Source organism: Paenibacillus sp. CFBP13512, assembly GCF_005233705.1.
Classification (GTDB): Bacteria; Bacillota; Bacilli; order Paenibacillales; family Paenibacillaceae; genus Saccharibacillus; species Saccharibacillus nuruki.
Map to the genome: position 1 here is coordinate 184,535 of NZ_QGAD01000001.1, position 18,430 is coordinate 202,964.

Here is an 18,430-nt window from a genome sequence, read left to right on the forward strand (position 1 = left end):
AAATATGCAGTTGGAGGGATAACCATGAGTGTAAATACAGAATTGGAACAACACATCACTACATTGACGGATGAAGAAAAGAACGATTTTATCAAACATATCTACTTAATCCTAAATAATCGCAGTAATTCCGATCTAATCGTACGTGCCAAAATCAGTGAATTGGTAGGTCGTTATATCAATATTGCTAAATAAGATTATGGTAGACGAATAATAAATCTTGCTATTCGAACTGCCGACCTTTTTTACTTTTCGCTATACTTATATCTACTATTTTCTGCATATCAAAAAGTCGCTTCTTTAATACAAGCGACTTTTTGTGTTGACTGCTATGTTTGACTTGCCTACTTCTAATTACAGATATTTAGCGGAAACGCAGTCCACTTTTTTTATGTTTACGTTTACGAATCCAGATGTACATCATCACCACTACCACGATTCCGATCCCATCGACTAACGTATCTTCAAAATGCCCAGTTCTGCCGACGATAAAGGTCTGATGCCATTCATCAGATAGCGCATATAGATAAGAAACTATCCCTGCCCATATCAACGGCATATACTGCCTACGGCTCCACGGCGAAAATACTCGACATAGCAAAAACGTTAATAGCGCAAATTCAACCACATGAGCTATTTTGCGAATAAAAAACTCAAAAAAATCATATGGCGATTGACCACTTACCAGATAACCATCATAAGAAAATTCAATAGTCGGTGTAAATGTGGTTAATGTAGATTCTGGAATCAAGTTGGCTAGAAATGGCTTCAAATCCTGCTCGGTATAAGGCTGATGGGATTTATAAAAAATAAAAGCCATCCAACCTAAAGCCAGTATCGTCCATATGATCCACCCTACAGATGGAACTTTTCTACTACTATAGATAGAACTCATTAATCTTATCCCTCCAAACATATGCAGCATAGTATATCATATCCTGCACACTGGATCATCACTCTGTACAAAACAACATATCAAAAAACAGCCTGATCTATACCAGACTGTTTTGGTCATTACAGTATGTATTTCCTAGCACATACGGCTATTCTAGTATGTTTTTATCTTATCGACCCTATCGTGTCTTTAATCAAACATACTAGCTAGTCGTTAACTTATTGATCATTTTCACACTTGTCTAGACAAACAGTCATTTTTCACGTTGCAATGACAGAACTATATTCTATTCGATAGGAGCACGTTCTACAAAATATTTATTTGTCATATAGAAAGCTTCACCGCGTGATGTTTCCACTTTTCCTTTTTTCGGATCGAGGAAGACAATTTCTTTACACTTCGTGCAATACCATTTGGTACGCATAAACGGTGAATCTGTTGTATAAGCTGTTCCACATTTACAATCGACTTTAATCAAAATCTCATTCGCTTTATAAGCAGTGCTCAAGTCCTCAGCAGGATGTTGTTGTTCTTCCGGCTGAATCGGAACAATCACACGTTGATGATCAGAGAATTGATTTTGTACTTTAAAGTCAGCAACTAATTCTGGATTCAACCCAAAAAATTCTTTACCTATATTAGTCACATAACGCGTATTGCTTCTATAACTTTCAAGCCATTCCTCAATTTGTTGGTTAGATAAAGGTACAGTACCCTTAATACCACTGTTCAAGGTATATGTCATGATGTGCAAAGCATCGCTTGTTCTGCTTGAGTACATTAGAAACCTCCTCTTTCTTCAAAGCTAATGTACTATAAATCATCGTTTTTATCAAAGCACGAAATTAACTAAAATCCCATGTTCTTGAATTCGCTAGTACATATATGCCGTTTTATTCCCGGTAAAACGGATGATTACATTTTTGTTACAAATAAGTCAGCAAGCATCGGACCCTACTTTCTAGCCTATCCCCCCTATTCGCGATGATTATGTATCATTGCTTAACTTATATAATCGCCCAGATCGACATGCCACTTTATCTGGTTGCGGGCAATCCACAATTGAACAGCCTCATGAAAATGCTGAGCATATTGCTTACGGGATACCTGATTTACAGTACAAAAATGCTCTATTAATTGATATTTTTCTACCCAATCTTTCATCGTAGCAAAGCCAATATGCTTGATCATATGACATTGAAAGCAAAGTGACTGAAATCCAGTAAGAGACTGAACTTGCGTCTGGTTATCAAATGTCCATAATTCATGGCAATGTAGCTTATCGATCGTATCCCCTTTGACACGTTCACAGATACAACACGTATACTGATCCCGTCTCTGAATATCTTGGCTGAACTGTCTCCATTGATAGGAAGTGAACTGATTACGAAGATTCAAATGCATCGTCGATTCGGGAATTAATTCTATTTGTAACTTTAAATCATTCAGATTCATAGAAGTTTCCTGTCATCTAAGAGATTTTAAACTTCCTTATATTATAACACTAATGTTAATAATTTATAACACTAATGTTAACATTAAGGCAAGTCTAGAATCAGTTTTGAATCGCATAGTTAATGCGATTAAACTTTTGATCATTATATATCAATTATTCATTTTTTGAAATCGTTAAATCTAAGAATTATGGATTTCGATTATTTAATTTAGCGGTTAATTCAAATTTTCCATTGGTATTATTACCGATTTCATAATTATTAATCGTAAGATAGACCACCGTATCTTTATTCCATGTTGGCAGAAATTCTCCTTCACCATAATAATCTTGAACATCCGTAATCATCTGTTCACATTTCACTTTCAATTGCTGATCCGGTAAAGTGTATATTCCTTGTGTGCTATAACTAGCTTCCATATTCGGCTGGTTGTAAATATCAATATAGAGATAATCCAAATGATGGGATGTATCTTTGTAAAAATAGACTTTGTTTACCACAAAATCATCTGTCGCTAGATAATCTTCGATCTGATGGGTCATATCGTGAATAGCTGTATCTTCTCGAAGATCAACGTAATTGTTCTGAACATGGGTTAACTTCTGCTGATACTGCTCCAGCTTCTTTGCGAGTGCTAGATTATTTTGTTCACTATGATCTATGGCTATATTTAATCTGGCATTGCCCATCCACAATAGACTGGCTATAGCAATGATAAGCAAGATAAGAACAACTACAAATACTCCTCCACGAACACTTTTTTTGCGGCGAATCATTGCAGTAGTCCAATCCTTTTCTACAAACCGCATAACGACCTCCTTAAATATATTCTCGTTTGCATTATACCTGAAAGTGTATGCTTGTGATCTCTTTTTGAGCATTTATGAGTAATGAATCAAGACTTTGGAATGAGGAAATAAACAGGCTAGGTCTATTCACTTATTTTATAAAAATTTGTCAAAAATACTAGCTGTTTATGTAAACCTATGGTAATATTAGTTCATACAGAAAGGAGGTGCGTCAACATTCAGATTAACATGTTGAACGCGTCCTTTACCCAATCCGAGGTTCTTGTCTAAACCACACGAACTTCGGAGGCGCGGGATGCGGATCAAAGATTTCAATTAGCGCCATCGGGTTAGAAAGACCACCTTCGGGTGGTCTTTTTATGTGCCCTTTTATAATGAAGATACGCTACTCTGCTTCATAGGGAGCATCCAACTCAATAATATTGTGATCGGGATCAAGAATATAGATCTGTGCAAATCCCGCCAGACTATGAGGACGTGCCTCGTAAAATACCTGTTGTTGATCTAACCACTCCAATGTCTCCGAATAACTTTTCACCCAGATCGCCAAATGCCCATCTGTCGAATCAATACCACCCTGACGCAATGTCTCTCCTTGCGGTTGTTCAATCAAATGTAACTGCTGATTCCCAAGAGCATACCAGATGCCTACAGAATCAAATGGCGGGCGCTCAATCTCTTGAAATTGGAGCACATCAGAATAAAATACACGAGATACTTCAATATCGCGTACAGCAAGACTCATATGGTGAATATATTGAAATTCAATCATAAGCGGTTCTCCTTTGTTGTTTTTTTCATTGTTGCAACATTCTTTTTCTATATTAGCGGTATGTATCTATAAAGTAAATTCAGTTTAGAAAAAGAATTGCCAATATTTAAGAGAACGCTTACAATATGAAATATTAATATCCGCTTGTCTACATCCTTTCTAAACCAGGAGGCATATGTAAGATGATATCCAGCGAAAATGAATTGCATCCTTTTTCTCAAAAACCGGTTCGCTTTATTCTAACTCCTTCTCCTGTCGCTCAATCCACCTACCTGTATGTTCAAGAAATCAGTTATACGGATATCGAAGCCTCTTCTTCTATTAAACATGCTCGTATTGCTTCGTATCTATTTTTATATACGTTATCGGGTACAGGTCATCTGTATTATCAAGGGCAATCCTATTCATTACAAGCTGGAGATTTCTTCTGGATCGATTGCACAGAAGAATACCGCTATGAAGCAGATGCCGGTCAACAGTGGGAAACATTATCTATACATATGTATGGCGCTACGATAGAAGGTTATTATCGTCAGTATGAAGCCAATCAATTGCCTATTTATCATGCCCCATCATCTTCTATTCTGCTAGAGCTTGGACTGCAATTGCTCAACTTACAATATACTCGTACGCAAAAAACAGAGTTACTGAATGCGCAACTCCTCACCCAATTATTAACCGAGATCATCATGACGACGATCTATGCAAGAGACAATACCTACACGATCCCATCCAAAATACTCAATATGCAGACCTATCTCGAACACAACTATACTCAAGCGATCACACTGGATCAGCTTGCCCGACAATATGGGATGAACAAATTTCAATTAACCAAAGACTTCAAACAATATATCGGACTTCCTCCCATCGAATACCTGATCCATATTCGGATCAACGCTGCCAAAGGCTTGCTACAATATTCCGACAAAAGCGTCCAAGAAATCGCCAATGAAGTCGGCGTAGAAAATGTATCTCATTTTATCAATTTATTCAAAGCCAGAGTCAACTGTACCCCGCTTAGTTATCGGAAAGAATGGTCTTAACAATGCTTATTTCAAACAGTCATTTGTCTATTCGTGCTCTTCGCATGGAAGATAAAGATATACTGGTTAAATGGATGTCTAATCCTACAGTACTCCAATATTATCAAGGTCGGGACGAACCACTGGATATGGAAAAAGTGACTGAAATCTTTTACGATCCAGATACTGAAGATGTGCAGTGTATCATCGAATATGAAGATGTACCCATAGGATATATTCAGTATTACGTATTAGATGAAGAAAGTAGACAGGCATACGGATATCAGGATGCTGACGAAATCATCTATGGGATGGATCAGTTTATCGGCGAACCGGAGTATTGGAACCGAGGAATCGGCACTCTACTTATTCAGACGATGATCACCTTCCTCACACAGCAAAAACAAGCCCATCGTATCGCAATGGACCCTCAGACATGGAATATGAGAGCAATCCATTGTTATGAAAAATGTGGATTCCAAAAAGTAAAATTACTGTCAAAGCATGAGTGGCATGAAGGACAATATCGGGATTGCTGTTTGATCGAATATAAACGGTAAGGAAAAGTGATAATGAGATTAGATACATTTGAAAAATATACAATTGTACGTTATGATTTGGCTGATATACATAAATGAAAAAAGTGTCTGGTAGAGGATATTCGAGGTCAATAATTGTACAGTACCTGACTCAATTGCAAGCCGTCTTTGATCCCCTGCTCATACATCGTCGATTCTGCCAATCCTTGAATTAACGTAACCACTTCTTCGTATTGAGTGAACAGAATTTGGATGTCTGGTGGTAGTTGATCATAGATGGTAGCGAATAGTTCGGTGCATTCAGTAGTAAGTGCCTGATATTCAGGTGAAGGCGAAATAGCGTCTTCACTCACTTGATCCATGCGTGTCGACATGAACTGATTGAAGGCTTCTTTGATTTGGGCTTTTCTATGTAGTAGTTGGGTCATAGATCAAACTCCTTTTCACAATCTAATTATTCCCTCAAGGTCATATATAAAATATACGCTTATAGTCATAAAAAGTCAATAGTTTTGTGGAGGATATTTATGAAAGTTATCAAGATACGGCTCAAACAAGCGTTAAAAGATAGATCACTTACTCAAAAACAACTTGAAGCTCTCTCTGGTGTTTCTCAAGCCAGAATCTCTAAACTGTGTAGAGATGATCGTCAAGAGGTTAATTTACTTATGCTTTCTAAGATTGCAAATGCGATGAATATTACAGATATCTCTGAACTATTAGATTTTGTAGATGTAGAATAATTAGTTTATTGATTACGGAGAACTTAAATGAAGTTAAATATACTTTTGAAAAAATTATTAAAAGAAAAAGGTATGACTCAATTAGAATTATCATACTTATCCAGCGTTCCTCAATCTAAAGTATATATGCTATGTAATAATAACTACTAAAACTTGAATATTTCCAATCATCAAAAGATTGTAGATACGATAGAGATTAAAATATTTCCGAACTCTTGGAATTTATAAAAGAGAAATAATCTAGTTAATAAGGAGCTATTATGGAGCATGATACATCTTTCACTTCACAAGAAAATATTTTTACAATTGATTGCGAGGATGTAATTCTAAGAGAATTTACAGTTAACGATTTAGATGCTTTTCATTCACTTACTTGGCAACCTGAAATATATAAATATCTTCCTGATTGGAATGTATCAAAAGAACAAAGAAAAGATTGGTTAGTTAATTATGAAATCCCAGAAAATAAAAAGCTTCTTGATGCTATTTCACAAGGTTTTGGTATTGGTGATCTTTGCCTACGTTTAGGAATTATTTTAAAAGAAACACAAGAATTTATAGGTTGGTGTTGCTCAGGAATAAAAGAAGAATTATCACCGCCAAATCGAGAGATTGTATATGCCATCTCAAAAGACTATCGTGGCAAAGGTTATACTACACAAGCTGCAAAAGGAATAATTAACTATTTATTTGAAAATACCAATGTTGAAATACTTAGTTCTATTGCTTTATTAAATAACATTTCCTCTAATAAAGTAATCGAAAAAAGTGGTTTTATTTTTCAAAACATTATTAAGATTGATGATAAAGAATATAATTATTATCAACTACATAAAAAAGATCGGGCAGACGTACTATAATTACAATTATTTTTGACTTCACTTCACGAAACTTTATAGAATTAAAAAAGACCAATACTATGATCAGTATTGGTCTTAACTCTACCTTACTTATAATTTCAACTTTTCTCCAACTGTATTCCCTGGTATTCCTAAAGCTTGAGCTAAATGGACAACAGCAAATTGATTAGCGGATACGCCTTCTTTTTTAGCAGCATTGAGCAATTGCTTGTGCATTGTTTTAGGCATACGCAAAGGTATTTGTCCAGATGGCAAATCTTCGTTTGGCTCTATAATTTCTGCACCAGATTCTAACTTGATTTCTAAATAATCACGTTGTATTTCTTCCAATTCAGCGATTACTTCTGCAATGGTAGGTGCATCGGTGTGACAGCCAGAAAGTTCTTCAACTCTAGCGAAATAATAGATACCATCTCCGTCATTTCTTTTAGTAATTTCTATAGTATAAGGAAGATTCATATAATACTCTATATCTTTACTCATTCCTGTTCACTCCTTTTATTTAATATCTATACGATTTAAAGTCTAATCTTCTATCAATCGATCTAACATTTCTTTTATGTATGAAATCTTTAAAGGATCTTCTTCTTTTAAAACAAATACATTTCCATGGGGATCACCATATATCCTGTGAGAACCTCTTTTACGTTTTAATTCATAACCATAATAGATTAACACTTTTGCCGCTTCACTATACGATATACCTCTTGGTTGATTTCGCATTTTATCTATTATTTTTTCAATAGATGCCATAAACAACAACTCCTTCTTTGAAATAATGATATCATATGTGATATCATTATTTCAATATAATACTAGTTTACATACTAAATAGCCCTTATTTCTAAAATACTGTTCCTTAGAAATAAGGGCTATTTTTCAATCTATTTCATTGTATATTACAGACAATTAATTCGGAACCTTATGCTCAATTCTAAGCTTATCGGCTACCATCGCGATGAACTCACTATTGGTAGGTTTGCTTTTACTAATATTGATCGTATAGCCAAATAAATGACTGATACTATCAATATTCCCTCTTGTCCAAGCCACTTCGATGGCATGACGGATGGCACGTTCTACACGGGAAGGGGTTGTTTTGAATTTGTCTGCAATCGCAGGATACAATGTTTTGGTGATCGATCCTAGAATCTCGATATTGTTGTAGACCATCGTGATCGCTTCACGTAAGTATTGGTAGCCTTTGATATGTGCAGGAACGCCGATCTCGTGAATGATCGCTGTAATATTGGCATCCAGATTTTTACCTCTGGTTACAGGCGGTAGACCGTTATTCACTTTATTGCCCATGCTGTTGCTGTTATTACCCGGTTGCATATTGCCACCGCTATTGGTAATCGGTGATCCTACCAATTGGCGTACACGACTCACCAATACTTCCATATCGAACGGCTTGAGGATGTAATAGGATGCACCCAATTGTACGGCACGTTGTGTGATATTTTCTTGACCGAATGCTGTTAGCATAATAATCTTCGGTGCTGGAGATAGATTCATGTCTCGCAAGCGCTCCAATACACCCAATCCATCGAGGTGTGGCATAATAATATCCAAGATCAATACATCTGGAAGCTCTGGTAATTGATCGATCATTTGCAATACTTCTTCTCCGTTAAATGCTATACCTGCTACTTCCATATCTTCTTGACTGGAAATATATTCAGCAAGCATATTGGTAAATTCACGATTATCGTCCGCTAATAATACTTTAATATCTGACACGTTATAATTCCTCCTTATGAGTTCTCTGTTACTATGGCATAGCGGTTTGTTGTACTTACATTCATAGTTTTGGGGGACAAGCAGAAAATATATTTAAACTTGAAGTACTGTGATCATCAAGTCGCTACAGAAATTTGACTGTTTTGGACTCTTTATTATACTTTTCGACACCAACAAGGGTATTCCTGCTGTCGAATGTAAAAAAGCGGATTATTTTTCCATATTTGCTAACTTGGTTGATAAACGTTCCTTTTCTATATGTATAACACAAAAGGAAGAGCGTTAAGCTCTTCCTTTGACTTGAGCATCTTATTTCAAGATTGTTTAATGTACCGCATACGTAGAACTGTCTTTGCGAGCTTCCGCTAGCTTCAACATTTCATGAGCATGATGATTGGTTTTCTCTGTAATCTCTACTCCACCAAGCATCCGTGCAAGTTCATCTACACGTCCATCTTCATGAAGCGAAGTCACACGAGTCGCTGTGCGATCTCCAACAATATGCTTTTCAATTAGATATTGATGATCTGCCATACAAGCTACCTGAGGTAAGTGAGTAATCGAGAATACTTGGCAATCGGCAGATAATTTGAACAATTTCTCTGCGATCGACTGTGCCGCCCGACCACTAACCCCTGTATCCACTTCATCAAATACCAGTACAGGAACTTGATCATGACGAGCAAAGATACTTTTCAGAGCAAGCATAATACGTGACAACTCACCACCAGAAGCGATCTTACCCAGTGAACGTAACGGTTCACCCGGGTTCGGAGAGATCAAAAATTCTGCATTATCAATTCCCTGACGGGTAATACGAATATGACGTCCATTCCACTCGGGTCCATTCGCATCATCAATATAATCCATATTGACACGCAGCGAAGTACGCTCCATTTGTAGATGTTTGAGTTCTGCTTCGACTTGACTGGCAAGTTCGTCTGCCGCTTTGCGACGAACTTTACTTAGTTTCTCACCGGTCTGAAGCAATTTATCACGTAAACGATCACGACGTTCTATCATTTCAGCCAGACGTTCGTCTTTATTTTCAAGCAGATCTGTCTCATGTTGAATCTTCTCATAGTAAGTTAGAATTTCTTCTACATTGTCACCATACTTACGACGCAGACCTGAGATTTGATTCAGACGAGTTTCTACTTCTTCTAGACGACCTGGATTAAATTCGATATTCTCCCGATAACTCCGTAATTGGTAAGCTGCATCTTCCAATTGGTAAAAAGCAGATTGTAACTGCTCTAGGATAGGATCTAACGCTTTGGAATCGTAACGAGTGACATCTTCCAGTTGAGAAATAGCGACCGTTACAGAACCCATACCTCCGTCTCCATTGATTGAATGATATCCACCTACGATAGCTTCCATCATTTTTTCACTATGAGAAAGACGTAGACGCTCTTCCTGTAATAGCTCATCTTCGCCGATCTCTAGTCCTGCTGAAGAAATTTCTTCAAGCTGGAAGCGATATAGGTCCAGCATCTGGTACGTTTTCTGGCTTGTTTCTTGCAGATCACGTAATTCACGTTCGATTTTGGCATAGTCTGTATATTGTTGTTGATATTGAATTTTTAATGGATTAATATCTGCAAATCCGAATGTATCGAGTAAGCTCAGATGACGTTCTGGCTTCATCAAAGATTGGTGCTCATGCTGTCCATGAATATTGACCAGTTGCTCACCGATCTCACGCAACATCGTCAGATTCACTAACTGTCCATTAATACGCGCAGTACTCTTACCACTCGCTGTAACTTCACGGCGAATGACTAGATGTTCTTCTGCGGTTCCCTGAATGCCAAGTCGTGACATCGTATCCCACACGGGATGATCGCCACGTAACTCGAATAACGCTTCCATCTCAGCTTTATCATTTCCGTAACGTACCAATTCCGCTGAACCTCTACTACCTGCAATCAGACCTAATGCATCAATAATGATTGATTTACCCGCACCTGTCTCACCGCTCAGTACATGGAATCCTTTATGAAAATAAACGTCGATTTCTTCAACAACAGCCAGGTTTTTAATGCTCAGCATAACTAGCATGAGCCTCACTCCTCTTCGTATAAAAGACTATGGAGCAACGCTTTAAGACCGATATGGAGCAAACTCATGCGGTTAAGCTGGCAACTTGTGTGCCGAGCCGAACATTAACGTATCAATTACAACGACATCAATGATTATGAAATAAAGCTCATAATTTGATCAATGACCTGTTGGCTGTCTTCCGGTTGACGACAAATAATCAGTAGCGTATCGTCTCCTGAAATAGTTCCCATAATCTGAGGCCATTCCATATTGTCGATCAGCGCTGCGATTGAATTTGCTGTACCTGGTAAGAACTTCATAACCACCAGATTAGTTGTAAAATCTACTTGCAAGAAATTGTCCACTAATGCACGTTTTAACTTTTGCACCGGGTTATAACGTTGATCCGTTGGTAATGAATATTTATACCTTCCGTCATCCGTTGGAATTTTGATTAGTAATAATTCTTTGATATCTCTTGATACCGTTGCTTGGGTGACTTGAAAGCCTGCATTACGCAATGCTTCCACTAAATCGTCTTGAGTTTCAATATCTTGATGGGTGATAATCTCCCGTATTTTGATATGTCGTTGTCCCTTCATAAAGACCTCCGTTTGTGATGTGCTCTCTATAGTGTTAACCTTCCGCTATCTCTATCTCTGTGTATTTATGCATCGTACACAGAATATGCTCATCCATCTTTATTCGTGAACATATACGTAGATTCCTTTTTGTGAATGGAAAATACTGTAGATATGAGGATCATTGATCATTAGCCGAACAGATTATCCTATTGTAACATCCAGAACGAGAAGGTCCAAGCCTAAGCGATATCGATTAGATCGATTCACCATTTGGCAGATAGGCTACACATGTAGTGTTAAGCGCTATAGTCGGAACGTTCGTTCTCATTATATAGGAATACCTGTTCGTAAATCAATAGTCTTTTGGAATTAGTTTTTTCTTCCAGTTGAATCGCTTCATGCGAACAAAAAAACCTGAGCTCAGTAACATACACCGAACATCAGGTCTTTGTTGTGCTTGCATAGATATAGGTCATGCTGTATGAATGTTTTACTTTTTGGCTGAACCACCGCGGAATGTATGAGCGGCTTCAAGGGCTGTCTGAGAAGCAAGCGCAGGAATATCAATAACATCCCATTGTTCGATCGTATCGTCCCCTTCACCGGAAGGTAGATACCAGTGAGCTAGAAATTCGATATTGCCTTCTCCGCCTGTAATCGGGGAGAACGTTACGCCTTTGAGTACATATCCGATCTCTCTTGCAAACGTAAGAACATGCAGTAATACTTCTTCATGAATCTTCGGATCACGCACTACGCCTGTTTTACCGACTTTGTCACGACCGGCTTCAAATTGAGGCTTGATCAGCGCTGCAATATCAGCAGGACGATTAAGCAATTCTTTCAGCGGCGGCAACATCAATCGTAACGAAATAAATGACACATCGATACTTGCAAAATTAGGTCGTGGTCCTTCTAGTTGATCCGGTGTCATATAGCGGAAGTTGGTACGTTCCATCACTTGTACTTGCGGATGATTGCGAAGCGACCAATCCAGCTGATTGTACCCTACGTCAATCGCATATACGTATTCTGCCCCATGTTGAAGTGCACAGTCGGTAAATCCTCCTGTAGAGGAACCAATATCAAGCATGGTACGTCCTGTCATAGGAATTTCAAAATGTTTCAATGCTTTCTCTAGCTTCAATCCACCGCGGCTTACATACGGATGAACCGAACCTTTGACATTTAGATCGGTGTCACGAGCTATCTTCATGCCTGGCTTCTCCAGACGCTCTGTGCCTGCGTAGACCAATCCAGCCATAATTGCTGCCTTGGCTTTCTCACGACTCTCGTAGTAGCCTTGTTCGACGAGTAAGACGTCGATTCGTTCTTTGTCACTTGCCATGATTGGATATCTCCTAGCTTGCAAAATGAAATAACAACATGAAACGAAGCGGAAAGAATGCCCTCCGCTTCGCTTCTGTTGATCTTATGGTGTAGAGATACAAATGTTAAACTGAGTTTTTGTGAAAAGTAATCGCTTCGCCTGGCGCAAGCGCTTTGAGAGCGGTAGCGATATTTTCAGTGGTTAATCCAGCTTCACGTTGCTGATCTTTGATACTACCGTGTTCGATAAATTCATCCGGTACACCCATGATGCCTATAGCAACATCGTGTAATCCTTTAGAAGCAAAGAACTCAAGCACAGCACTACCCATACTACCTGCTTGCGAAGCTTCTTCAACTACAAGCATACGTGTACCTTTTGCTGCTAGATCAAGCAACAATTGCTCATCTAATGGCTTCATAAAGCGAGCATTAACAACAGATATGTTCATACCGTCACGTTTCAGTTCGTCCGCTACTTCAAGTCCAAGTTGAACCATCGGCCCAGAACCTAGAATCGCGTAACCTTCACCTTCACGTACCGTTTCCCATTGTCCGATCGGAATCGCTGTCAGCACTTGATCCAATGGTACACCTAAGCCACTAATCCGTGGGTAACGGTAAGCGATAGGGCCATCATTGTAATCGACAGCTGTTTTCATCATATGACGAAGTTCATTCTCATCTTTCGGCATCATAATAACCATATTCGGAATATGACGCATAAATGCGATATCGTATACGCCTTGATGCGTCTCGCCATCTGCGCCGACAAAGCCAGCACGGTCAATAGCGAACATCACATTGGCATTATGACGACAAATATCATGTACAATCTGATCATAAGCACGCTGCATAAAGGTAGAATACACTGCATATACAGGCTTCATGCCTTCCATCGCAAGCGCCGCACACATCGTTGCTGCATGTTGCTCTGCAATCCCTACATCAATCATACGATCCGGGAAACGAGCTGCAAATGGGAACAATCCAGAACCACCAGGCATTGCTGGCGTAACTGCCACAATGCGCTCATCTTGTTCTGCAAGTTCGATCAATGTCTGACCAAATACCTCGGTATACATCGGATGACCGCCTGCTGCTTTGAGCACTTGACCGGATTCAATTTTGTATGGTGTAATACCATGCCATTTGTAAGAATCGGCTTCAGCTGGCAAGTATCCTTTACCTTTGATCGTCACCACATGGATTAATACAGGTCCTTCTACATTGTCTGCTTGTTGCAACGTTTCCAACAATTTCGGTAAATCATGACCATCCACAGGTCCCAAATAGGTAAATCCTAGTTCTTCGAACAATACGCCAGATACCATAGCATATTTCAGTGTATCTTTAAGCTTTTCAGCCGTTTTAGCAATTTTATCGCCGATTGCTGGAATCTTTTTGATCAATGATTCCATTTCGTCTTTTGCACGCAAATAATTTTTATCCGAGCGAATCTTACCCAAATATTTATGCATTGCGCCTACGTTTGGAGCAATCGACATTTCGTTATCATTCAAGATCACTGTCAATTTACGTTGTTCATGACCGATATGGTTCAATGCTTCGAATGCCATACCACCTGTTAACGCACCATCACCAATAATAGCGATAACTTTGTTATCTTCTTTTTTGAAATCACGTGCAAGTGCCATACCCATAGCTGCGGATAAAGAAGTGCTGCTATGTCCAGCTTCCCATACGTCATGTTCACTTTCATTGCGTTTTACAAATCCACATAATCCTTGGTATTTACGTAATGTATCAAAACGATCCATCCGTCCTGTCAATACCTTGTGCACATACGCTTGATGTCCAACATCAAAAATCATTTTATCCTTTGGACTATCATACAAATAATGAAGTGCCAGGGTGAGCTCCACTACACCCAGATTAGAAGCAAGGTGCCCGCCAGTTACTGACAATTTTTCGATCAGAAATTGACGAATCTCGCCTGCTAAATCGGCTAATTGTTCCGTTGTTAGATCTTTAAGATCACTTGGTTGATGAATCTGTGGAAGCAGCACACCATTTCCCCGCTTTCCTTGTTGAATGCTTATCGACATCCAATTGGTTTTAAAATTATAATGTTTACCTTGTCCAACTTTTCATCTATCTTTTATATTATTATTCACTATATCACAACATTCCCTTTTTTTCGAAAATGCATGTGTGAATGCTCCTGAATAGTGAATGTCTATCCTATATACGTATAGACGAACTAAAATGATCATTCCTTACGATTAATGGTCCCTTTTTACCAGATAATCAGCAATCTCGGTTAATCGTTGTGAATCTGCTAAATTAGCTTCTGCTAGAGCTTGCTTCGCGCTTTCGGTCAAGCGTGCTACTTCTGCTTGTGAAGCTTCTAGTCCGATAAAATAAGGATAAGTCACTTTTTGAGCTTTAATATCGCTTTGTGTCTTTTTACCCAGTAATGCCTCGTCTCCAATCACATCCAGAATATCATCCTGAATTTGAAAAGCTAAACCGAGATCAGAACCGAAGCGACGCAAAGCATCCAGTTGTTGCTGCGTTGCACCTGCTGTACGTGCGCCAGCCGTTAACGAGAACATAAATAGATCAGCTGTTTTGTGCAAATGGATATATTCGAGTTGAGCAATTTCAGTCATTCCTTGCTCGCCTTCCATATCAGCCACCTGACCGCCAACCATTCCACGAGGCCCAGCATACTCAGACATATCGCTAACAATCGCAAGTAGCGCTTCTGCGGATACTCCTGCTTTGGACGCTTGAGTGACTGTATAAAAAGCTTGCGTTAACAATGCATCACCTGCTAGAATCGCCATCGCTTCGCCATAAACTTTATGATTGGTAAGCTTACCCCGACGATAATCATCATTATCCATTGCCGGTAGATCATCATGGACAAGCGAATACGTATGCACCATTTCTACAGCGCAAGCTACAGGTAAAGCCGCTTCACGACTGCCACCTAACGCTTCTGCTGCTGCAATCACGAACAATGGACGCAGTCTTTTCCCACCTGCCATTAACGAATATTGCATCGACTCTTGCAGATTAACCGGTACACTCCATTCAATCGGTAACACGAATTTCAATTGATCGCCCACATAAGTAGCAATCTCTTGCATATATGTTTGTAGATCCGGACGACTAGTCAATACTGCCACCGCTTTCTGAGGTATCAAATGGCTTTTTACGTAGTTCGCCATCTTCCTCTACGATCATTTCAATTTTACGTTCCACTTGCTCTAATTTCGAACCGCAGATTTGAGATAATTTCATTCCTTGTTGAAAAAGGTCGATTGCTTTTTCCAGTGGAACATCTCCATTTTCCAGTTCGGAGACGATTTCTTCCAGACGATCCATTGCTTCTTCGAAGTTTAACTCTTTTTCTTTTTCAGCTTTTGCCATCGGTTGCCGCCTCCTTGATCTCTGTCACCTGACAATTCAATTGTCCATCTTCTACGTTGACGATAATATGATCACCTTGTTGCACTTGTTGTACCGATTTGACCAGTTGTTGCTCTTGTTCGTCATAGACCAGACTGTATCCTCTTGCCATGACTTTAAGTGGACTTAACGCATCCAGTTGCTTCATGCCAAAGCCTAACTTTTGTTGCTTTTGCCGTAAAATACTACTCATACGAAGCTCCAATTGTTGACGTGCCGTATCGGTACGACGACGAGCATAGATCAATTGTTCTTGCGGATTATGACGGGCTAATCGCTGATTGAAACGTCCCAGACGATCACGCTGCATATGCGCACGGCGCTGTAGACTACTGGTTAGCCGTCTTTCAAGCATATCTAATCTCGTCATATGTTGTACCAGATGACGCTGAGGATGTAACAATACAGGTGCACGGCGTAGACGCTCTAACCGTTCCCGTTGACGCTGAGATAGACGTAACAGCCCTTGATTGAGCTGTCTACGACGTTGCTCTACTTGCGCACGTAATTCATTGATATTGGGTACGGCTAGCTCTGCCGCCGCTGTAGGCGTTGCAGCACGAAGATCGGCTACAAAATCAGCGATCGTAAAGTCCGTCTCATGACCGACTGCTGAAATGATCGGGATTTTAGAAGAAGCAATCGCACGAGCAACGATCTCCTCATTGAACGCCCACAATTCTTCCAGTGATCCACCACCACGACCCACAATCAGTACATCGGCTTCTTGCATACGATTGAAATTCTGAATCGCTTTGACTACCGATGAACCTGCACCTTTTCCTTGCACCAGTACAGGGTAGACTTCAATCTTAACAATCGGATAACGTCGACGAATAGTCGTCAAAATATCCCGTACCGCTGCTCCTGTCCCCGATGTAATCACACCGATCACTTTGGGAAAAGCAGGCAACGGACGTTTGCGTCCATGATCAAACAGCCCTTCATGTTCTAGCTTCTGTTTGAGCTGTTCATACGCCAGATATAGACTGCCGATGCCATCAGGTTGCATTTGTGTGACATAGAATTGATACTGACCATCCCGTTCAAAGACCGATATATTTCCTTTTGCCATCACTCTAGCGCCTTCTTTGGGTATAAAAGGAAGTCGCTGATTATGAGAAGCGAACATAATCGTTTTGATACGGCTACTTTCATCTTTTAACGTGAAATACATATGTCCACTAGAATGATGAGTGAAATTCGAGATTTCTCCGCGTAACCATACTTCAGATAGCAGTTGATCCGATTCCATTTTCATCCGAATATATTTGTTTATTTCTTTGATTGAATAGACTTTTTGCTGCTGCATACCATCAGCCGCCTTCCTTACTTCAAGCCGTGAGCGCGTTTGGCAGCGACCAGAGTGTTCTGCATTAACATCGTGATCGTCATTGGACCTACACCGCCAGGAACAGGTGTAATCGGGCCACATACTTGTGTAGCACTTTCAAAATCAACATCACCGGCAAGCTTACCATTTTCCAGACGATTCACACCTACATCGATCACGACAGCACCTGGCTTGATATAACTAGCATCGACAAAGTTGGCTTTACCAATCGCTACGACCAGAATATCTGCTTGCTTCGCTAACTCTTTCATATTGCTTGTACGGGAATGACACATAGTTACTGTTGCATTTTCACGTTGTAACAACAAAGAAACAGGTTTCCCTACAATGTTACTACGTCCAATCACCACAGCATGTTTACCCGAAATCTCAACGCCTGCACGCTTAATTAATTCGATAACGCCCGCAGGTGTACAAGGTAACAGACTATCATCACCAATGACCAGATTCCCTACACTGATCGGATGGAAACCATCCACATCTTTTTCAGGAGCAATCGCATTAATAATTGCTTTTTCTTCGATCTGCTTCGGTAATGGAAGTTGTACCAGAATACCATTGATATTTTCTTGCTTATTCAGTTGATCTACCATCGCTAACAATTCTTCTTGCGAAGTCGTTGATGGCAGACGGTGTACTTCAGAATAGTAGCCAAGATCATGACAAGCTTTTTCTTTATGGCGCACATATACTTGTGAAGCAGGATCTTCACCTACAAGTACAACAGCGAGTCCCGGTTGGAAACCTGTTGTTTTCAATTGTTCCATTTCTTGACGGATACCTTCACGAATGTCTTCTGCTATTTGCTTACCATTGATAATTGTTGCTGTCATGAT

General features: G+C 39.5%; 22 protein-coding genes. 5 read left to right on the forward strand and 17 right to left on the reverse strand.

Annotated elements, in window-relative coordinates; all coding sequences use genetic code 11:
• Positions 1-24: 24 nt before the first annotated feature.
• Positions 25-195: a hypothetical protein gene (locus tag PaeCFBP13512_RS23140; protein WP_161594180.1), complete on the forward strand. Its 171-nt coding sequence runs from the start codon at positions 25-27 to the stop codon at positions 193-195.
• Positions 196-364: 169 nt separating this feature from the next.
• On the opposite strand, the gene PaeCFBP13512_RS00840 is transcribed toward PaeCFBP13512_RS23140, so the two are convergent.
• The 5 genes from PaeCFBP13512_RS00840 to PaeCFBP13512_RS00860 form a co-directional block, all read right to left on the reverse strand.
• Positions 365-895, reverse strand: coding sequence for a VanZ family protein (locus PaeCFBP13512_RS00840; RefSeq protein ID WP_069329788.1), 531 nt, complete (start codon positions 893-895; stop codon positions 365-367).
• A 286-nt stretch (positions 896-1,181) separates the two neighbouring features.
• The gene (locus PaeCFBP13512_RS00845) at positions 1,182-1,676 is read right to left on the reverse strand and encodes a hypothetical protein (protein WP_137220671.1); all 495 of its coding nucleotides are present in this window, start codon (positions 1,674-1,676) and stop codon (positions 1,182-1,184) included.
• Positions 1,677-1,897: 221 nt separating this feature from the next.
• Complete coding sequence (locus tag PaeCFBP13512_RS00850) at positions 1,898-2,350, reverse strand: hypothetical protein (protein WP_069329786.1); 453 nt, start codon at positions 2,348-2,350, stop codon at positions 1,898-1,900.
• A gap of 187 nt (positions 2,351-2,537) precedes the next feature.
• Entirely contained in the window at positions 2,538-3,158 is a 621-nt protein-coding gene (locus PaeCFBP13512_RS00855; RefSeq protein ID WP_137220672.1) for a hypothetical protein, read from the reverse strand.
• 385 nt (positions 3,159-3,543) lie between these two features.
• A complete protein-coding gene (locus tag PaeCFBP13512_RS00860) occupies positions 3,544-3,930 on the reverse strand; it encodes a VOC family protein (protein ID WP_137220673.1) in 387 nt (128 codons plus the stop codon).
• A gap of 182 nt (positions 3,931-4,112) precedes the next feature.
• Between PaeCFBP13512_RS00860 and PaeCFBP13512_RS00865 the strand changes: the two genes are divergently transcribed.
• Both PaeCFBP13512_RS00865 and PaeCFBP13512_RS00870 read left to right on the forward strand, forming a co-directional pair.
• On the forward strand, positions 4,113-4,976 hold the full coding sequence (locus PaeCFBP13512_RS00865) for an AraC family transcriptional regulator (RefSeq protein WP_069329783.1): 864 nt from the start codon (positions 4,113-4,115) through the stop codon (positions 4,974-4,976).
• 2 nt (positions 4,977-4,978) lie between these two features.
• Positions 4,979-5,515 carry a GNAT family N-acetyltransferase gene (locus PaeCFBP13512_RS00870; protein WP_137220674.1) on the forward strand — a complete coding sequence of 179 codons (537 nt, stop codon included), beginning with the start codon at positions 4,979-4,981 and terminating at the stop codon, positions 5,513-5,515.
• Positions 5,516-5,622: 107 nt separating this feature from the next.
• On the opposite strand, the gene PaeCFBP13512_RS00875 is transcribed toward PaeCFBP13512_RS00870, so the two are convergent.
• Positions 5,623-5,922 (reverse strand): hypothetical protein, encoded by a 300-nt coding sequence (locus tag PaeCFBP13512_RS00875; RefSeq protein WP_137220675.1) that lies wholly within the window; start codon positions 5,920-5,922, stop codon positions 5,623-5,625.
• A gap of 99 nt (positions 5,923-6,021) precedes the next feature.
• On the opposite strand from PaeCFBP13512_RS00875, the gene PaeCFBP13512_RS00880 reads away from it, so the two are divergent.
• Positions 6,022-6,237, forward strand: coding sequence for a helix-turn-helix domain-containing protein (locus PaeCFBP13512_RS00880; RefSeq protein ID WP_137220676.1), 216 nt, complete (start codon positions 6,022-6,024; stop codon positions 6,235-6,237).
• Positions 6,238-6,497: 260 nt separating this feature from the next.
• The gene (locus tag PaeCFBP13512_RS00885) at positions 6,498-7,097 is read left to right on the forward strand and encodes a GNAT family N-acetyltransferase (RefSeq protein ID WP_137220677.1); all 600 of its coding nucleotides are present in this window, start codon (positions 6,498-6,500) and stop codon (positions 7,095-7,097) included.
• Positions 7,098-7,187: 90 nt separating this feature from the next.
• Here the strand turns inward: PaeCFBP13512_RS00885 and PaeCFBP13512_RS00890 are convergent, their stop codons facing one another.
• The 11 genes from PaeCFBP13512_RS00890 to folD form a co-directional block, all read right to left on the reverse strand.
• Positions 7,188-7,580 carry a toxin-antitoxin system HicB family antitoxin gene (locus tag PaeCFBP13512_RS00890; protein ID WP_069329112.1) on the reverse strand — a complete coding sequence of 131 codons (393 nt, stop codon included), beginning with the start codon at positions 7,578-7,580 and terminating at the stop codon, positions 7,188-7,190.
• Positions 7,581-7,622: 42 nt separating this feature from the next.
• The gene (locus PaeCFBP13512_RS00895; protein WP_137220678.1) at positions 7,623-7,850 is read right to left on the reverse strand and encodes a type II toxin-antitoxin system HicA family toxin; all 228 of its coding nucleotides are present in this window, start codon (positions 7,848-7,850) and stop codon (positions 7,623-7,625) included.
• A gap of 156 nt (positions 7,851-8,006) precedes the next feature.
• Positions 8,007-8,840, reverse strand: a complete 834-nt coding sequence (gene spo0A, locus PaeCFBP13512_RS00900) for a sporulation transcription factor Spo0A (protein ID WP_083243611.1) — start codon at positions 8,838-8,840, stop codon at positions 8,007-8,009.
• A 324-nt stretch (positions 8,841-9,164) separates the two neighbouring features.
• Positions 9,165-10,904 (reverse strand): DNA repair protein RecN, encoded by a 1,740-nt coding sequence (recN, locus tag PaeCFBP13512_RS00905; protein ID WP_069329110.1) that lies wholly within the window; start codon positions 10,902-10,904, stop codon positions 9,165-9,167.
• A gap of 134 nt (positions 10,905-11,038) precedes the next feature.
• Entirely contained in the window at positions 11,039-11,488 is a 450-nt protein-coding gene (gene ahrC / locus PaeCFBP13512_RS00910; protein WP_069329109.1) for a transcriptional regulator AhrC/ArgR, read from the reverse strand.
• A gap of 472 nt (positions 11,489-11,960) precedes the next feature.
• The gene (locus PaeCFBP13512_RS00915; RefSeq protein WP_193555925.1) at positions 11,961-12,818 is read right to left on the reverse strand and encodes a TlyA family RNA methyltransferase; all 858 of its coding nucleotides are present in this window, start codon (positions 12,816-12,818) and stop codon (positions 11,961-11,963) included.
• A gap of 106 nt (positions 12,819-12,924) precedes the next feature.
• The gene (gene dxs, locus PaeCFBP13512_RS00920; RefSeq protein ID WP_137220860.1) at positions 12,925-14,829 is read right to left on the reverse strand and encodes a 1-deoxy-D-xylulose-5-phosphate synthase; all 1,905 of its coding nucleotides are present in this window, start codon (positions 14,827-14,829) and stop codon (positions 12,925-12,927) included.
• A gap of 216 nt (positions 14,830-15,045) precedes the next feature.
• Entirely contained in the window at positions 15,046-15,948 is a 903-nt protein-coding gene (locus PaeCFBP13512_RS00925) for a polyprenyl synthetase family protein (protein WP_069329106.1), read from the reverse strand.
• On the reverse strand, positions 15,941-16,201 hold the full coding sequence (gene xseB, locus PaeCFBP13512_RS00930) for an exodeoxyribonuclease VII small subunit (protein ID WP_069329105.1): 261 nt from the start codon (positions 16,199-16,201) through the stop codon (positions 15,941-15,943). Before xseB ends, PaeCFBP13512_RS00925 begins: the two co-directional genes overlap by 8 nt.
• Positions 16,188-17,552, reverse strand: coding sequence for an exodeoxyribonuclease VII large subunit (gene xseA / locus PaeCFBP13512_RS00935; RefSeq protein ID WP_137220679.1), 1,365 nt, complete (start codon positions 17,550-17,552; stop codon positions 16,188-16,190). The genes xseB and xseA overlap by 14 nt, the downstream gene beginning before the upstream one ends.
• 17 nt (positions 17,553-17,569) lie before the next feature.
• Positions 17,570-18,427 (reverse strand): bifunctional methylenetetrahydrofolate dehydrogenase/methenyltetrahydrofolate cyclohydrolase FolD, encoded by an 858-nt coding sequence (folD, locus tag PaeCFBP13512_RS00940; protein ID WP_069329103.1) that lies wholly within the window; start codon positions 18,425-18,427, stop codon positions 17,570-17,572.
• Positions 18,428-18,430 lie beyond the last annotated feature (3 nt).

What these genes read in the sequence shown, in the direction of transcription:
- PaeCFBP13512_RS23140 (WP_161594180.1), top strand. Translation starts at nt 25, where the DNA reads ATGAGTGTAAATACAGAATTGGAACAACACATCACTACATTGACGGAT.
- PaeCFBP13512_RS00840 (WP_069329788.1), bottom strand. Translation starts at nt 895, where the DNA reads ATGAGTTCTATCTATAGTAGTAGAAAAGTTCCATCTGTAGGGTGGATC.
- PaeCFBP13512_RS00845 (WP_137220671.1), bottom strand. Translation starts at nt 1,676, where the DNA reads ATGTACTCAAGCAGAACAAGCGATGCTTTGCACATCATGACATATACC.
- PaeCFBP13512_RS00850 (WP_069329786.1), bottom strand. Translation starts at nt 2,350, where the DNA reads ATGAATCTGAATGATTTAAAGTTACAAATAGAATTAATTCCCGAATCG.
- PaeCFBP13512_RS00855 (WP_137220672.1), bottom strand. Translation starts at nt 3,158, where the DNA reads ATGCGGTTTGTAGAAAAGGATTGGACTACTGCAATGATTCGCCGCAAA.
- PaeCFBP13512_RS00860 (WP_137220673.1), bottom strand. Translation starts at nt 3,930, where the DNA reads ATGATTGAATTTCAATATATTCACCATATGAGTCTTGCTGTACGCGAT.
- PaeCFBP13512_RS00865 (WP_069329783.1), top strand. Translation starts at nt 4,113, where the DNA reads ATGATATCCAGCGAAAATGAATTGCATCCTTTTTCTCAAAAACCGGTT.
- PaeCFBP13512_RS00870 (WP_137220674.1), top strand. Translation starts at nt 4,979, where the DNA reads ATGCTTATTTCAAACAGTCATTTGTCTATTCGTGCTCTTCGCATGGAA.
- PaeCFBP13512_RS00875 (WP_137220675.1), bottom strand. Translation starts at nt 5,922, where the DNA reads ATGACCCAACTACTACATAGAAAAGCCCAAATCAAAGAAGCCTTCAAT.
- PaeCFBP13512_RS00880 (WP_137220676.1), top strand. Translation starts at nt 6,022, where the DNA reads ATGAAAGTTATCAAGATACGGCTCAAACAAGCGTTAAAAGATAGATCA.
- PaeCFBP13512_RS00885 (WP_137220677.1), top strand. Translation starts at nt 6,498, where the DNA reads ATGGAGCATGATACATCTTTCACTTCACAAGAAAATATTTTTACAATT.
- PaeCFBP13512_RS00890 (WP_069329112.1), bottom strand. Translation starts at nt 7,580, where the DNA reads ATGAGTAAAGATATAGAGTATTATATGAATCTTCCTTATACTATAGAA.
- PaeCFBP13512_RS00895 (WP_137220678.1), bottom strand. Translation starts at nt 7,850, where the DNA reads ATGGCATCTATTGAAAAAATAATAGATAAAATGCGAAATCAACCAAGA.
- recN (WP_069329110.1), bottom strand. Translation starts at nt 10,904, where the DNA reads ATGCTAGTTATGCTGAGCATTAAAAACCTGGCTGTTGTTGAAGAAATC.
- ahrC (WP_069329109.1), bottom strand. Translation starts at nt 11,488, where the DNA reads ATGAAGGGACAACGACATATCAAAATACGGGAGATTATCACCCATCAA.
- PaeCFBP13512_RS00915 (WP_193555925.1), bottom strand. Translation starts at nt 12,818, where the DNA reads ATGGCAAGTGACAAAGAACGAATCGACGTCTTACTCGTCGAACAAGGC.
- xseB (WP_069329105.1), bottom strand. Translation starts at nt 16,201, where the DNA reads ATGGCAAAAGCTGAAAAAGAAAAAGAGTTAAACTTCGAAGAAGCAATG.
- xseA (WP_137220679.1), bottom strand. Translation starts at nt 17,552, where the DNA reads ATGCAGCAGCAAAAAGTCTATTCAATCAAAGAAATAAACAAATATATT.
- folD (WP_069329103.1), bottom strand. Translation starts at nt 18,427, where the DNA reads ATGACAGCAACAATTATCAATGGTAAGCAAATAGCAGAAGACATTCGT.